The organism is Brevundimonas sp. (genome assembly GCF_035998205.1).
In the GTDB taxonomy this organism is placed as follows: Bacteria; Pseudomonadota; Alphaproteobacteria; order Caulobacterales; family Caulobacteraceae; genus Brevundimonas.
The window spans coordinates 283,777-298,119 of record NZ_DASYHT010000006.1; the positions used below are offsets into that span (position 1 = coordinate 283,777).

Genomic DNA, 14,343 nt, shown 5'->3' on the forward strand with positions numbered 1-14,343 from the left:
GGTGAGCGCGCGCGCCTGCCGGTGGACCGCTCTTGCGGCGGGGCTGTCGCTGACGGCGCTTCTGGGGCCCGCCGGCCCGGCTTCGGGCCAGGTCGCGGACATCCCGGACGCCCCCCGGCTGGGGGCGCTGTTCAGCGACCATGCGGTGCTTCAGCGCGACCGACCGGTCCCGGTCTGGGGCACAGGCGCCCCCGGTCGACCCCTGACGGTGACGTTCGGTCCCCATCGGCTCGCCGCAACGGCCGGCCCGGACGGGGTCTGGCGGGTGCGCCTGCCGGCCAGTCCGGCGGGCGGCCCGTACAGGCTTTCGGTCTCGGACGCGGCCGGACACGGCGACACGGCCGAGAATGTGCTCGTCGGCGATGTCTGGCTGTGCTCGGGCCAGTCCAACATGGAGCTGCCGGTCAACCGCACGCTCAACGCCCCGTCTGTGATTGGCGCGTCGGCCGATGACGGCGTGCGCCTGCTCACCGTGGCGAAGGACTTCGACCCCGCGCCGCAGGCGGTGCTGCGCCGGCCCGTGTCGTGGGCGCCTGCGGGACCGGCCACCGTGGGGGACTTCTCGGCCGCCTGCTACCACTTCGCGCGGGATCTGCGTCGCGACCACGACGTGCCCATGGGGCTGATCCACGCCAGCTGGGGCGGGTCCAATATCGAGACCTGGATGAGCGCCGGAGCGCTGGAGGCGGCGGGGGAGGGCGACCGCCTCGCCGTGCTGGCCCGGCTCGCCACCGACCCCGCCGGGGCCCAGGCCGCCTGGGGGCGGCAGTGGGAGGGCTGGTGGCGCGACCGGGCGCCGGATGCGCCCTGGTCGCCCGACGATGCGGGCCCGTGGACGCCGGTCCCGGCCATGGTCCCGTGGGAGCGCTGGGGCGTCCCCGCCCTGGCCGCCTACAACGGCATGGTCTGGTACCGGCTGGACCTTGAGCTGACCGCGGCGCAGGCCGCGGCCGCGGTCGCCCTGTCGCTCGGCCCGATCGACGAGGCCGACCAGACCTGGGTCAACGGCGTGGCGGTCGGGGCGTCGGGCTCGGGCGACCGGCTCTACGCCCTGCCGCGCGGGGCGCTGCGCGCGGGCCGCAACACCCTCGTGGTCAATGTCCATGACAGCTGGGAGGTCGGGGGCCTGTACGGCCCGCCCGAGGGGCGCGCGCTTGTCCTGGCCGACGGGACGCGCCTGCCGCTGGACCCGGCCGGCTGGCGCTACCGGACAGCGTCGGTCGCCGAGGGGCCGCCGCGGGCGCCCTGGTCGTCGACATCCGGGCTGACGACCATCGGCAACGCCATGATCGCGCCGCTGCAGCCCTACGGGCTGCGCGGGGTGCTCTGGTACCAGGGCGAGTCCAATACGGGCGCGGCGCGCCGCTACCGGGACCTGCTCACGGGGCTGATGGCCGACTGGCGGCGCGGCTTCGCGGCGCCCGACCTGCCGTTCCTCGTGGTCCAGCTGGCCAACTTCGGCCCGCCGGCGACCGCGCCCGGACCGTCGGGCTGGGCCGAGCTCCGCGAGAGCCAGCGCCGCGCGGTGGCCGCGGACCCGCACGCCGCCCTGGCCGTGGCGATCGACCTCGGGGACGCCTGGGACATCCATCCGGCGCAGAAACAGGAGCTGGGCCGGCGTCTCGCCCGGGCCGCGCGCCGCCTCGTCTATGGCGACCCGGCGCCGCCTTCGGGGCCGCGGCCCCTCAGCGTCCGGCGGGATGCGGACGCCATCCACATCCGGTTCGGGGACGTCGTGGGCCGGCTCGTGACGCGCGGCGGGGACAGCGTCCTGGGCATGGAGCTGTGCGCCGCAGAGGAGCGCTGCCGCTACGCCACGGCGGTGGTCGAGGGCGACACGGTCCGGATCGCGGCGCCTCCGGGCGAGCCGGTCGCCAGCGTGCGCTACTGTTGGGCTGACAATCCCCTGTGCAATCTCCAGGACGAGTCCGGGCTGCCCGCCGGTCCGTTCCGCGAGTTGTCCGGCGATCCTGACCCGCCGGTTTGATCTGCATCATGGGCCGGGGGGCGCCCTTGCGCCATCCTGCCCGACATGGAGGTCGCCATGCAGCTGGACGGAAAGGCCCTGGTCGTCGTCGCGGACGGCGAGCATGTTCGGATGTTGGAGGAGCGTCGCCGCGGCGGGCCCCTCACGGAGCGCGAGGACTGGACGAAGGACCTCGACTACGATCTGCTGGCGTCGCCTCCCAGGGGGCGGGTGTTCCAGCGGGTGGGGCCGGGTTCCCACACCGTCGATGCGGCGACGCCGAAGGCGCGCTCCGAGGCGCGGTTTCTTGAGGCTGTGGCCGAGCAGATCGGGCGCCTCGTCGCCCGCGATGCCCCCGACGAGGTGATCCTGATCGCGCCGCCGCGGGCGCTGGGCACGCTGCGCGCCGCGTTGCCGCCGGCCGCCCTCGAGCGCCTCGGGCCGACCGAAGCCGCAGAGCGTTGCGGCGAGACCGTGGACCAGTTGCGCGAGGCGGTGCGCGCCGCGAGGCTGGACGCATGAGCCCCGCGACCGGATCGCTCCGGAGACGCAGCCTTGTCGTCGCGATGCTGACCCTGGCGGCCTCGGGGACGGGCTGCGCCCCTGCGCCGCAACGCGCGGGGCCCGCGCCTGCGACGATCGGGGCGGCGGCGGCGGCGGCGGCCTGGCGCGGCGAGCAGATCGCCCGGACGGCCTGCGCCAGCTGTCACGCCGTGGGTTTGTACGACGCCAGCGTGATGGATGCGGCCCCGCCGCTGCGCGACGTCGCGGCGCGGCGGGACCTCGGGCGGCTCGAGGAGCAGCTGGCCGAGGGACTGGTGACGGCCCATCCCACCATGCCGCCGTTCAATTACCGCGCCGGCGAGATCGACGATCTGATCGCCTATCTGAATGCGTTGAGGGCCGCCCGGACGTCCTGAGGCGGGCGCCGAAATGCGGCAGTCCGGGCTCGGCGGATCAGGCCGGGAGCGCTGGCAGGGGCGTTTCCCGAGGCAGATGGCGGACAGAGAGGGATTCGAACCCTCGATAGGCTTTCACCTATACACGCGTTCCAGGCGTGCGCCTTCAACCACTCGGCCACCTGTCCGGACCCACCGCAGGCGGGAAGGGGTGCGAGATAGATCAACGGGGGCCGCGCGGCAAGCGGCCCTCTCGGCAAACGGCCGGCGAGCCCCCATATGGCGGGCTCGATCCGGAGACCCGCCATGCTGAGCAAGATGACCGACGCCCTGCCGACCGCCGACACCGCCCTGCCCGGGCGCGCCACGCCGCTGAAGACCGACGAGGTCCATGTGGTCAACGGCCGCCCGCTGAAAGGGCCGCACCCGGAGGGCTTCCAGACGGCGATCCTGGCCATGGGCTGCTTCTGGGGTGTGGAACGGGTGTTCTGGAAGCTGCCGGGTGTCTGGGTGACCTCGGTCGGCTACGCCGGCGGGATCACGCCGAACCCGACCTATGAGGAGGTCTGCTCGGGCCGCACCGGCCACGCCGAGGTGGTGCAGGTGGTGTTCGACCCGGCGGCGACCAGCTATGGCGCGCTGCTCAAGGCCTTCTGGGAGAACCATGATCCGACCCAGGGCATGCGCCAGGGCAATGATGTGGGCACCCAGTATCGCTCGGCGATCTACGTCCTCGACGCGGGGCAGCGGGCCGAGGCCGAGGCCTCGCGCGACGCCTACCAGGCGGCGCTGACGGCGGCGGGACGGGGCGCCATCACGACCGAGATCGTGGACGCCGGGCCCTACTATTTCGCCGAGGACTATCACCAGGGCTATCTGGCGAAGAACCCGGGCGGCTACTGCGGCATCGGCGGCACCGGCGTGACCTGCCCGATCGGGGTCGGCGTCGAGGCCTGAGCGTCGTCAGCGGCGCTTCGTCAGCCAGAAGGACACGCCATAGAGATTCAGGCCCTCGGTCGGCCCGCGCATCAGGGTGGCGCGGGCCAGGGCCGCCGCCTCGGGGTCGCGACAGGCCCACCAGGCGGGAAACAGGATCTCCAGCGCATCGCCGAAGAGCAGGGCGGTGGCCAGCAGGTACTGCTCGTTCCACATGCGGTGCAGGTGGCCGGAGATGTAGTCCTCCGGCAGGTAGATGTCGTGCACATGGACGATCACGCCGGGCTTCAGCCGCGGCAGGATCTCAAGGAAGAAGACGGTGACGTCCGAGCCCTGGAAGGCGCGGTGGGAGCTGTCGAGGAACAGGATGTCGCCGGGCTCCAGCGTCTGGAACAGGGCCTGGTCGACGGTTTCCAACGGCTGGCGGATGACCTCGTCGCAGAGGGCGTCGACCTCCGCGCGGGGCTGGGGGTCGACCGAGATGAGGCGCGTCGGCAGATCGTAACGGTCGACGGCGCGCCGTGCGAACTTGGTCGAGAAGCCCGACCCGATCTCGATGAAGCGCGCCGGCCGGTGCGTCTTGAGCATGTGCGTGAGCAGCATGGCGTCCAGAGGCGGGAACCAGCCATTGTTCCACATGGGGGTGGCGGCATTGAGGGGCGCCACGCGCGGGACGTCCTCGAAATCGGCCGCCGCGGCCTCCATCTCGCGCAGATGGTCGAGAAACGCCGGCCGGCGGGCCTCCAGCAGGGCGGTCAGCTCCGGGTGGGGCGGCCGGTCGGCGCCGTAGCGGATGGTGACCTCGAAGGGGTACTCGAACAGCTCGCAGCGGTGACTCCTGCGTTCGCTGGCGAAGGCCCACCGCTCGGGCCGGGGGGCTTCAGAGCCCCGCGCCCAGGCCTCGACGGCCCCGGCCATGTCCCCGGCCGCTGCGCGGGCGGCGGCGAGATCCTCATGGATCGCCGGCAGGGCGGGGTCGGCGGCCGCGGCCTGCTCGACGAGCGCCAGCCCCTCCTGCACCCGGCCAAGCATGATGGCGGCGACGCCCTTCAGACGGCGCGCGTTCATGTGTCCCGGGGCCACGGCCAGAAGCAGGTCGAACTGCTCCTCGGCGAGATTGAGATGCCGGTCGCGCAGCCAGCGCAGACCGCGGAGGAAAAGCTGGCGCTGGGGGTCGGGTGTGGTCATCGGGGCCCTCGCGGAGTCGCGGGAGCCTAAACCGGCGCCGTCAGATGGAGAAGCTGACGCCGCAACCGCAGGACGAGGCGGCGTTGGGATTGCGCACGACGAACTGGGCTCCGACGAGCTCGTCGACGAAGGCGATTTCCGAGCCCTGAAGCAGGGGCAGGGAGACCGGGTCGACGGCCGCGGCCTGGCCGTCACGGCGGACGACGATGTCGTCGGCCTCGGGGGCGTCGATCAGATCGAAGCGGTACTGGAAGCCGGAGCAGCCGCCGCCATCGACGGCGACGCGCAGCAGCACGGGGCGGCCCTCGGCCTCGGCCAGACGGGCGAGGCGCCGCGCGGCGCTGTCCGCCAGGGTCAGGCCGTGGTCGGGAACCGCGCGGGCGGCGATCTGGAAGCTTTGGGTTGGGGCGTCGCTCACGCCCCATTATATGTGGCGGCGAAGGCCGGGGGAAAAGCCCCGGCATGCAGGAAAGCCCCGGCCCCTTGAGCGTCGATCGCCTGTCTCCCCTCCCGTCCTCCGATCGTCGCCTCGCCCCCTGGGCCAGCGATCCGGCCGCCAGCGCCGGCCGTCGCCATGCGGAGCCGGAGAGCCGCACCCGCACGCCCTTCGCCCGCGACCGCGACCGCATCATCCATGCGACCGCCTTCCGCCGGCTGAAGGAGAAGACCCAGGTCTTCGTGGCCCATGAAGGGGACCACTACCGGACCCGACTGACCCATTCGCTGGAGGTGGCGCAGATCGCCCGGTCGCTGGCGGCGGCGCTGAAGCTGGATGTGGACCTCGCCGAGGCGGTGGCGCTGGCGCATGACCTGGGGCATCCGCCCTTTGGTCATGCCGGGGAGGACGAGCTGCACCTGCTGATGGCCGGGCACGGCGGCTTCGACCACAATGTCCAGACTTTCCGGGTGGTGACCGAGCTGGAGCGGCGCTACCCGGCCTTCCCCGGGCTGAACCTGAGCCGGGAGACGCTGGAGGGGGTGATCAAGCACAACGGGCCGGTCACGGACCGGCTCGGGGAGCCGGCGTGGGCGGCGGTCGCCGCCTATGCAGACGACTGGGACCTTCGGCTCGGCACCTTCGCCTCGATGGAGGCCCAGGTGGCGGCGATTGCCGACGACATCGCCTACAACAACCACGACGTCGACGACGGCGTGCAGGCCGGGCTGTTCTCGCTGGCGGACCTTGCGAGCCTGCCGCTGATCGGGCCGATCCTCGCCGAGGTGCGGCGCGACTGGCCGGGCCTCGATGACCGCATGGTGCGGCTGGAGGCGGTGCGGCGGATGATCGGGGCGATGGTCGACGATGTGCTGGCCGAGACGCGGGCGCGGCTGGCGGAGGATCGCATCGACGGGCCCGAGGCCGTGCGGCTGGCGGGCCGGCCGATGGTGGCCTTCTCGCGCGGCATGCTGGAGCAACTGACCGGGCTGCGCGCCTTCCTGTTCGAGCGCATGTACCGGCACTACCGGGTCAACCGTACGCGCAGCCAGGCGCGGCGGCTGCTGCGGGAGATGTTCAGCCTGTTCCTCGCCGACCCTTCGGTGCTGCCGACCGAGTGGGCGGCAGCGGCGGCGGCCGTTCCGCCGGACCGGCGCGCCCGACTGGTGTGCGACTATGTGGCCGGGATGACCGATCGCTACGCCATCGAGGAGCACCGGCACCTGTTCAGCCTCGATGTCGCCCTCGACTTGTGATTCGAAAGCGGCACGGGGGCGTCTAGACTGTCGCGGAACGCGGCCGATTCGGCCGTCCCGCCGATCCGGGTGAGCCTGACATGTCCCACGACGATCCTCGCGGCCGGTCCGAACGCGACCATGGACGGGGCGCCTATACGCCGCCGACCGACGACGACCTGCCGTTCAACCGCGGTTATGACGCGCGGCGCGCGCCCACGGGGCCGAGCCGGCCGCCGGTGACCCTGATGGTCAGCGTGGCGGTGCTGCTGGCGCTGATCGTCGCCGTGGTGCTGTTCTATCGCTCCGGCCTGCGCGCTTCGGAAGACGCGCCGCCGGCGGTGGGCGAACCGGTCGGCGAGCTGCGGGTCGAGGCCCCGATCGACGCCCAGCCGGTCGATCCCGAGGCGGGCGTCAGCGTCTACGCCGACGCCCAGGCGCCGGGGGCGGTGGCCTTCGCCCCGCCGCCGGCCGAGCCGATGCCGCGCGAGGCCCTGCCGGCTCCCGCCGCGGCGCCGACTCCGGCGGCGCCCGCCGCCCGGGCTCCGGCGACCCCGGCCCCGGCTCCGGCGCGCCCGGCGGATCCCATCGCCGACGCCCTCGTCCGGGCCGAGCGCGAGACGACGACGCCGGCGACCGGATCGGCGTCGGTGCAGATCGGGGCCTTCGGCTCGACCGCCATCGCCGACCGCGAGTATGCGGCGGTGGCCTCGGGCTTTCCGCAGTTCGCTTCCGGCGCCGGCAAGCGCGTGCAGGAGGTGACCAGCTCGAACGGACAGACGGTCTATCGCACCCAGTTCACCGGTCTGTCGCCGGAGCGGGCGCGGGCCTTCTGCGCCGCCCTGCGGGCCGCGGGCCGCGACTGCCTGGTGCGCTGAGGCCTTGGACGCGTCGGCGGCGATCTATGGCTGCGCCGGGCTGGAGCTGACGCCGGCCGAGCGCGCCTTCTTCGCCGAGGCGCGGCCGTGGGGCTTCATCCTGTTCCGACGCAATGTGGACAGCCCGGACCAGGTGCGGGCCCTGACGGCCGCCCTGCGGGAGAGCGTCGGCCGGCATGCGCCGATCCTGATCGACCAGGAGGGCGGACGGGTGCAGCGGATGGGGCCGCCGTACTGGCCGAAATATCCGCCCGGCGAGGCCTATCTGAAGGCGACCAACGACCCGCTGGCGGCGCGCGAGCTGGCGCGGCTGGGCGGGCGGCTGATGGCTCATGACCTCAAGGCCGTGGGCATCGATGTCGATTGCCTGCCGGTGCTCGATGTGCCGGTGCCGGGGGCCCACGACATCATCGGCGACCGCGCCTATGCGCGTGATCCGGCGACGGTGGCGCAACTGGGTCGCGCCGCCGCCGAGGGGCTGCTGGCCGGCGGTGTGCTGCCGGTGATCAAGCACATGCCCGGTCACGGCCGCGCCTTCGCCGACAGCCACAAGGAGCTGCCCACGGTCGAGGTCGACCTCGACACGCTGGAGGCGTGGGATTTCGCCCCCTTCCGCGCCCTGTCGGACATGCCGATCGGGATGACCGCCCACATCGTCTTCACCGCCATCGACCGGAAGCGGCCGGCGACCCAGTCGCGCAAGGCCATCCGGCTGATCCGGGAACGGCTGGGGTTCGGCGGCCTGCTGCTGTCCGACGACCTGTGCATGAACGCCCTGTCCGGGACCCTGACCGAGCGGGCGACGGCGTCCCTGAAGGCCGGGTGTGATCTGGTCATCCACTGGACCGGGGATCTCGACGAGATGCGGCAGGTGGCAAGGGGCGTCGGTCCGCTCCGGGGCGGGGCGGCCCGGCGCGCCGGGGCGGCGCTGGCCCGCATTGTCCGGTCGCCCGAGCCGCTGGACCTCGAAGCTGCCCGTGCGCGGTTCGACGCCCTGCTGGCCGGCCGGCTGGACGCGGCGAAGGGGCCTGATGTCGGGGAGGCCCAGGCGTGAAGGCGGCCTTCCAGCCCAGCCTTGATTTCACCGCGGCCGAGGAGATCGACGCCCGGGACGCCTTCGTCGTCGATCTGGAGGGCTATGAGGGCCCGCTGCATGTGCTGCTGGCGCTCGCGCGGAACCAGAAGGTCGACCTGCTGAAGCTGTCGATCACGCGGCTGGCGGAGCAGTATCTGGCCTTTGTGCACGAAGCGCGGCGGCGCAACTTCGCCCTCGCCGCCGACTATCTGGTGATGGCCTCGTGGCTGGCCTTCCTGAAGTCGCGCCTGCTGCTGCCGCGCACCGAGAAGGGGCGGCCGGAGGAGCCGGACGCGCAGCAGATGGCGGCGGCGCTGGCCTTCCGCCTGCGCAAGCTGGAGGCCATGCGCCAGGCGGCAGACCGGCTGATGGAACGGCCGCAGCTGAAGCGCGACGTCTTCACCCGCGGCGACCCGGAAGCGCGGGTGATCGTGCCGTCCGACCGGATCGACGCCGGCCTCTATGAGCTGATGGCGGCCTATGTGGAGCAGCGCCGCAAGGTGGCGGGGCGGCAGTACAATCCGGGCCAGCGCATCGAGGCCTTCCCGCTGGAGGCGGCGCGCGACTGGCTGCGCGAGATCATGCCGCGCCTGTCGACCTGGACCACCCTCGAACAGGCGGCGCCGGAGCCGGGGACGGCCGAGGGCGATCCGAGCCGGGCCAGCTGTCTGGCCTCGACGCTGTCGGCGGGTCTGGAGCTGGTCAAGGAAGGGGCGCTGGACGTGCGCCAGTCGGGACCGTTCGAGCCGCTGTACCTGCGTCGTCGCGCGATCGGCCAGCCGCTGGAGCTGACGCCGTGAGCGACCTCGGGTTCCAGCCGGACGAGGCGGAGATCGAGCGGCGGGTGGAGGCCCTGCTGTTCGCCGCCGCCGGTCCTCTGTCAGCGGCCGATCTGGCGGCCCGGCTGCCGGAGGGCGTCGATGTCGGCCGGGCCATCGCCGGACTGCGGGCGCGCTATCAGGGGCGGGGGGTCGAGCTGGAGTGCGTTGCGGATCGCTGGCGCTTCCGGACGGCGCCCGACCTCGGCTTCCTGATGACCGAGGAGCGCGAGGAGCCGCGGCGGCTGTCGCGGGCGGCGCTCGAGACGCTGGCGATCATCGCCTATCACCAGCCGGTGACGCGGGCCGAGATCGAGAGCGTGCGCGGCGTGTCGATGTCCAAGGGCACCCTCGACCAGCTGCTGGAAATGGGCTTCGTGCGCCTGCGCGGCCGGCGGCGCTCTCCGGGCCGCCCAGTGACCTATGGCACGGCGGACAGGTTCCTCGAGCAGTTCGGCCTCGGGAGCCTCGCCGATCTGCCGGGGCTGGCCGAGATGAAGGCCGCCGGTCTGCTGGACATGAATGTGCCGGCCGGCTTCGAGCTGCCGGACCCGGGCCAGCCGGGGGGCGAGGACGAGGACCCGGCGGACGGGGACGAGATCCCGGAATTCGCGCAGGACTTCCTGCGGGAGAGCTAGGTCCCCGGCTTGATGTACCAGTCGTCCACGTTTGACAGGGCGGGGAAGCGGTTGATGTAGCCCTTGCCGGCCAGCAGGTCGCGGAGCTGCGCCCGCTGAGGCGTGTTGTTGTGTTCGACGGAGATGCACCGGACATCCCACCGGTCGAAGTCGAATGCCTCGAGGATGGCGAGCTCGGAGCCCTCGGTATCGAGGGACAGGTAGTCGATGCGCGCCGGGGCCTGCCAGTGGGTGAGCAGGTCGTTGAGCGACACGGTCTCGACCTCGTAGCGCTGACCGTCGACGCGTGTGGCGGCGAGGCCGTCGTGGTCGCTGAAGGCGTCGATGGTCGCGTGCAGCGTCATGACGGGCTCGTTGAACATCAGGGTTTCGCCCGTCCGGGACCAGACGCAGCGGGTGTCGATGTGGCAGCGGCGGTTGCGGTGCAGGGCGGCGTGCCAGCCGCGCGCCGGCTCCGCGAGGATGCCGCGCCAGCCCAGCTCGTTCTCGAACAGCCAGCTGTTGGAGCAGTGAACCCCGTCGGCCGCCCCGAACTCGACGAAATAGCCGTCGCGGCGTTCGCCGAGCTCGAACAGGACCCAGAGGTCCTGGAAGAACTGGGCCCGGCTGCGCATGGCCCCGGTCATGCAGGCGGTCAGGAAGTCGAGGCCGGCGTTGTCGTGCGGCTTGCGCGCCGTGTCGCGAACGGCCTGAAGGATCGCGATGATGTCAGTGAAGCTCGCCCGCATGGCCCTGGCGCCATCAGCCGGTGAGGGCGCGGGGAAGCTTGAAGGTGACGGTCTCGCGCGCGCCGCCGTCGTCTTCGACCGTAACGTCGAAGCGGGCGGCGAGGGCGTCGATCACGCCCTGGACGAGGCTCTCCGGGGCCGAGGCGCCGGCGGTCAGGCCGAGGTGGCGCACGCCCTCCAGCCAGGCCCAGTCGATGTGGGAGGCGTCATCGATGAGGCGGGCGTCGCGGGCCCCGGCCTTCATCGCCACCTCGACCAGACGCGCCGAGTTGGAGGAGTTGGGCGAGCCGACCACCAGCACCAGGTCCGCCGCCTCGGCGAGCCGCTTGACCGCCTCCTGGCGGTTGGTGGTGGCGTAACAGATGTCTTCCTTGTGCGGGTCGGGCAGCTCCGGGAAGCGGGCCTTGAGCGCGGCGATGATCTCGGCCGTATCATCCAGCGAGAGGGTGGTCTGGGTAGCGTAGGCCAGCGGCGTGTCACCCGGGCGCTGGAAGGTCTCGGCGTCCTCGACGGTCTCGATCAACGACACGGCGCCGGCGGGCAGCTGGCCCATGGTGCCGACCACCTCGGGATGGCCGGCATGGCCGATCAGCAGGATGTGGCGACCGGCGGCATGGTGGCGCTCGGCCTCGACGTGGACCTTGGAGACCAGCGGACAGGTGGCGTCGAGGAAGAACAGGTTCCGCGCCTTCGCCGCCGCCGGGACGGACTTGGGCACGCCGTGGGCCGAGAACACCACCGGCCGGTCGTCGGGGCACTCGTCCAGCTCCTTGACGAAGACGGCGCCGAGGCTGCGCAGCCGCTCGACCACATGCTTGTTGTGGACGATCTCGTGGCGGACGTAGACCGGGGCCCCGAAGCGCTCGAGGGCGCGCTCGACGATCTGGATGGCCCGGTCGACGCCGGCGCAGAAGCCGCGCGGCGTCGCCATGCGAATGCTGAGGGCCGGACGGGGGAGGGGTTCGGCGGACATGCGCCCACCCTAGTCGCATCGCGGCCGGCCCGCTACGGGGCGACGCGCCTCCGTTTGCCGCGCCTCGCTTTAGCCGCTATCAGGCGCAAGCGTCCTTCGCCCCCTCCGCGGGGCGTTCCTTCGTCTGCCCGGGATTCCCACATGCGCCGTGTCGCGTTCCTTCTCTCCGCGCTGTTCCTCGCGGGCGTGGCTGCGCCGGATGCGGCGCAGGCCCAGTCGCGCGACCGCCAGGATCGCGACCGGTCGGAGCGTCAGCAGGCCGACGGCGAGCAGCAGCAGCGCCAGCGTCCGCGGGGCCCGGCGCCCCTGCGCCGCCAGCCCAACGCCGGCCCGTGCCCGTTCGTGAAGGTCCTCTACGACGCTGCGCGGTATGTGGAGCTGGAAGGCGGGCAGGCGAGCGCCTCGGCGGTCGGCTATACCGGTGAGATCGAGGGCGTGACCTCGGGCTGCGCCTACCAGGGCGACGAGCCGATCACGGTGGACTTCAATGTGCTGTTCAGCCTGGGCCGCGGGCCGCAGGCCGAGGGCGAGGGCCGCACCTATCGTTACTGGGTGGCGGTGACCGAGCGGAACCGCGCCGTGCTGTCGAAGGAGTATTTCGACCTGCCCGTCGACTTTGACGGTCAGCGGACGGCGCAGGTCGAGCAGCAGCAGCGGGTGGTGATCCCGCGCGCCGAAGCCTCGACCTCGGGCGCCAATTTCGAGATTCTCGTCGGCTTCGACGTGACGCCGGAGATGGCCGAGTTCAACCGCTCCGGCAGCCGCTTCCGGCCGCAGGCGGGGGTCGCCGGCGCCCAATGACCGATCTGGCTTCCCGACTTCGCGAAGCGGTCGTCGCCGCCTTCGCCGCCGAAGGCGTGCCCGCCGACCTGGTCAAGGTGACGCCGTCGGACCGGCCTGACCTGGCCGACTTCCAGTCGAACGCCGCGCTGGCCGCCGCCAAGGCGCTGAAGGCCAATCCGCGCGAGCTGGCGACCCGGGTGGCCGAGCGGCTGGCGGGCGAGGCGGCGCTGGAGCGCGTCGAGGTGGCCGGGCCGGGCTTCCTGAACCTGACCGCCTCGCCGGCGGCGCTGGCGGCGCGGGCGACCGAGACGGCGACCGAAGCGATGCGGGGCGCCAGCGCCGTGGCCGCGCCGCGGCGGGTGGTGATCGACTACGCCGGGCCGAACGTGGCCAAGCCGATGCACGTCGGCCATCTGCGCAGCTCGATCATCGGCGAGAGCCTGAAGCGCCTGTTCCGCTTCCGTGGCGACACGGTGTGGGGCGACGCCCACTTCGGCGACTGGGGCTTCCAGATGGGCCTGCTGATCGTCGCCTGCGCCGACGAGGGGCTGGCCGCGGCCTTCATGGCCGAGGGCGACGGGCCGTTCCCGGACGCGAGCCCGGTGACGCTGGAGGATCTGGAGCGGCTGTATCCGGCCGCCGCGGCGCGGGCCAAGGCCGAGCCGGAGTTCCGTGACCGCGCCCGCAAGGCAACGGCGGAGCTGCAGGCCGGGCGGCCGGGCTACCGGGCGCTGTGGGCGCACTTCGTGGCGGTCAGCCGCGCGGCGCTGGAGCGCGAGTTCTCGGCGCTGGGCGTGACCTTTGACCTGTGGAACGGGGAGTCGGACGCCGATCCCCTGATCCCGGACATGGTCGCGGAGCTCAAGGCCCGCGGGCTGGCCGAGCTGGACCAGGGCGCCTGGATCATCCGCGTGGTCGAGGAGGGCGACAAGCGCGAGCTGCCGCCGCTGCTGCTGGTGTCGTCGGAAGGCTCGGCCATGTACGGCACCACCGATCTGGCGACGATCCTGCAGCGCCGTCGCGAGCAGGACTTCGAGCTGGCGCTCTACTGCGTCGACCAGCGCCAGGGCGACCACTTCGCCCAGGTGTTCCGCGCGGCCTGCAAGGCCGGCTACGCCACGGCGGACCAGCTGGAGCACATCGCCAACGGCACCATGAACGGGGCCGACGGCAAGCCGTTCAAGACCCGCGCCGGCGGGGTGCTGAAGCTGCACGACCTGATCAGCCAGGCGACCGACAAGGCGCGCGAGCGGCTCCGTGAGGCGGAGCTGGGCGGGGACCTGCCGCCGGAGGAGTTCGAGGACATCGCCCGCAAGGTGGCGGTGGCGGCCCTGAAGTTCGCCGACCTGTCGAACAACCGCACGACCAGCTACGTCTTCGACCTGGACCGCTTCACCTCGTTCGAGGGCAAGACCGGGCCGTACCTGCTGTACCAGTCGGTGCGCATCAAGAGCCTGCTGCGCCGCGCGGCGACCGAAGGCGCGACCGCAGGGGACATCCGTATCGCCGCGCCGGCCGAGCGCGATCTGGCCCTGACGCTGGACGCCTTCGCCCAGACGGTCGAGGACGCCTATGAGCGCCGCGGCCCGCACCTGATCGCCGAGCATGCCTTCCGCCTGGCCCAGAGCTTCTCGAAGTTCTACGCCGCCTGCCCGGTGATGGCCGCTCCCGATGCGGAGACGCGGGCCTCGCGGCTGGCGCTGTCGCGGGCGGCGCTGGACCAGCTGGAGACCGCCCTGGACCTGCTGGGGATCGCGACGCCCGAACGGATGTAGCGTTTCGGCCACAGA

General features: G+C 72.5%; 15 protein-coding genes and 1 tRNA gene. 11 read left to right on the plus strand and 5 right to left on the minus strand.

The features are described 5' to 3' along the window. Window position 1: 1 nt before the first annotated feature. From VGN74_RS11270 to VGN74_RS11280, 3 genes are read left to right on the plus strand one after another with little or no spacing between them, the layout of a single operon-like run. Window positions 2–1,987 carry a sialate O-acetylesterase gene (locus VGN74_RS11270; protein WP_327448213.1) on the plus strand — a complete coding sequence of 662 codons (1,986 nt, stop codon included), beginning with the start codon at window positions 2–4 and terminating at the stop codon, window positions 1,985–1,987. A 45-nt stretch (window positions 1,988–2,032) separates the two neighbouring features. Then, window positions 2,033–2,488 (plus strand): host attachment protein, encoded by a 456-nt coding sequence (locus VGN74_RS11275; protein WP_327448215.1) that lies wholly within the window; start codon window positions 2,033–2,035, stop codon window positions 2,486–2,488. Next, on the plus strand, window positions 2,485–2,886 hold the full coding sequence (locus tag VGN74_RS11280; RefSeq protein ID WP_327448217.1) for a cytochrome c: 402 nt from the start codon (window positions 2,485–2,487) through the stop codon (window positions 2,884–2,886). The genes VGN74_RS11275 and VGN74_RS11280 overlap by 4 nt, the downstream gene beginning before the upstream one ends. Window positions 2,887–2,963: 77 nt before the next feature. On the opposite strand, the gene VGN74_RS11285 is transcribed toward VGN74_RS11280, so the two are convergent. Continuing rightward, window positions 2,964–3,053 (minus strand) — tRNA-Ser (locus tag VGN74_RS11285). 118 nt (window positions 3,054–3,171) lie between these two features. Here VGN74_RS11285 and msrA point away from each other — a divergent pair. Next, window positions 3,172–3,822, plus strand: a complete 651-nt coding sequence (msrA, locus tag VGN74_RS11290; protein WP_327448219.1) for a peptide-methionine (S)-S-oxide reductase MsrA — start codon at window positions 3,172–3,174, stop codon at window positions 3,820–3,822. A 6-nt stretch (window positions 3,823–3,828) separates the two neighbouring features. Here the strand turns inward: msrA and VGN74_RS11295 are convergent, their stop codons facing one another. Both VGN74_RS11295 and VGN74_RS11300 read right to left on the minus strand, forming a co-directional pair. Further along, window positions 3,829–4,989 carry a class I SAM-dependent methyltransferase gene (locus VGN74_RS11295; RefSeq protein ID WP_327448221.1) on the minus strand — a complete coding sequence of 387 codons (1,161 nt, stop codon included), beginning with the start codon at window positions 4,987–4,989 and terminating at the stop codon, window positions 3,829–3,831. A gap of 40 nt (window positions 4,990–5,029) precedes the next feature. Beyond that, entirely contained in the window at window positions 5,030–5,347 is a 318-nt protein-coding gene (locus VGN74_RS11300; RefSeq protein WP_414643571.1) for a HesB/IscA family protein, read from the minus strand. A 140-nt stretch (window positions 5,348–5,487) separates the two neighbouring features. On the opposite strand from VGN74_RS11300, the gene VGN74_RS11305 reads away from it, so the two are divergent. The 5 genes from VGN74_RS11305 to scpB all read left to right on the plus strand — a co-directional run bounded on the left by VGN74_RS11305 (window position 5,488) and on the right by scpB (window position 10,069). Beyond that, window positions 5,488–6,681, plus strand: a complete 1,194-nt coding sequence (locus VGN74_RS11305; RefSeq protein WP_327449482.1) for a deoxyguanosinetriphosphate triphosphohydrolase — start codon at window positions 5,488–5,490, stop codon at window positions 6,679–6,681. A gap of 80 nt (window positions 6,682–6,761) precedes the next feature. Continuing rightward, window positions 6,762–7,538 (plus strand): SPOR domain-containing protein, encoded by a 777-nt coding sequence (locus tag VGN74_RS11310; RefSeq protein ID WP_327448225.1) that lies wholly within the window; start codon window positions 6,762–6,764, stop codon window positions 7,536–7,538. Between the two features lie 4 nt (window positions 7,539–7,542). Continuing rightward, window positions 7,543–8,592 carry a beta-N-acetylhexosaminidase gene (gene nagZ, locus VGN74_RS11315; protein WP_327448227.1) on the plus strand — a complete coding sequence of 350 codons (1,050 nt, stop codon included), beginning with the start codon at window positions 7,543–7,545 and terminating at the stop codon, window positions 8,590–8,592. Next, a complete protein-coding gene (locus tag VGN74_RS11320) occupies window positions 8,589–9,413 on the plus strand; it encodes a ScpA family protein (RefSeq protein WP_327448229.1) in 825 nt (274 codons plus the stop codon). Before nagZ ends, VGN74_RS11320 begins: the two co-directional genes overlap by 4 nt. After that, window positions 9,410–10,069, plus strand: a complete 660-nt coding sequence (gene scpB / locus VGN74_RS11325; RefSeq protein WP_327448231.1) for an SMC-Scp complex subunit ScpB — start codon at window positions 9,410–9,412, stop codon at window positions 10,067–10,069. Before VGN74_RS11320 ends, scpB begins: the two co-directional genes overlap by 4 nt. On the opposite strand, the gene VGN74_RS11330 is transcribed toward scpB, so the two are convergent. Both VGN74_RS11330 and ispH read right to left on the minus strand, forming a co-directional pair. Beyond that, the gene (locus VGN74_RS11330; protein ID WP_327448233.1) at window positions 10,066–10,797 is read right to left on the minus strand and encodes an FkbM family methyltransferase; all 732 of its coding nucleotides are present in this window, start codon (window positions 10,795–10,797) and stop codon (window positions 10,066–10,068) included. The two genes, scpB and VGN74_RS11330, sit on opposite strands and share 4 nt — an antisense overlap. 13 nt (window positions 10,798–10,810) lie before the next feature. Continuing rightward, a complete protein-coding gene (ispH, locus tag VGN74_RS11335; protein WP_327448235.1) occupies window positions 10,811–11,770 on the minus strand; it encodes a 4-hydroxy-3-methylbut-2-enyl diphosphate reductase in 960 nt (319 codons plus the stop codon). Between the two features lie 141 nt (window positions 11,771–11,911). On the opposite strand from ispH, the gene VGN74_RS11340 reads away from it, so the two are divergent. Further along, window positions 11,912–12,571 carry a Tat pathway signal sequence domain protein gene (locus VGN74_RS11340; protein ID WP_327448237.1) on the plus strand — a complete coding sequence of 220 codons (660 nt, stop codon included), beginning with the start codon at window positions 11,912–11,914 and terminating at the stop codon, window positions 12,569–12,571. Then, window positions 12,568–14,328 carry an arginine--tRNA ligase gene (gene argS / locus VGN74_RS11345; protein ID WP_327448239.1) on the plus strand — a complete coding sequence of 587 codons (1,761 nt, stop codon included), beginning with the start codon at window positions 12,568–12,570 and terminating at the stop codon, window positions 14,326–14,328. The genes VGN74_RS11340 and argS overlap by 4 nt, the downstream gene beginning before the upstream one ends. Window positions 14,329–14,343: the final 15 nt, after the last annotated feature.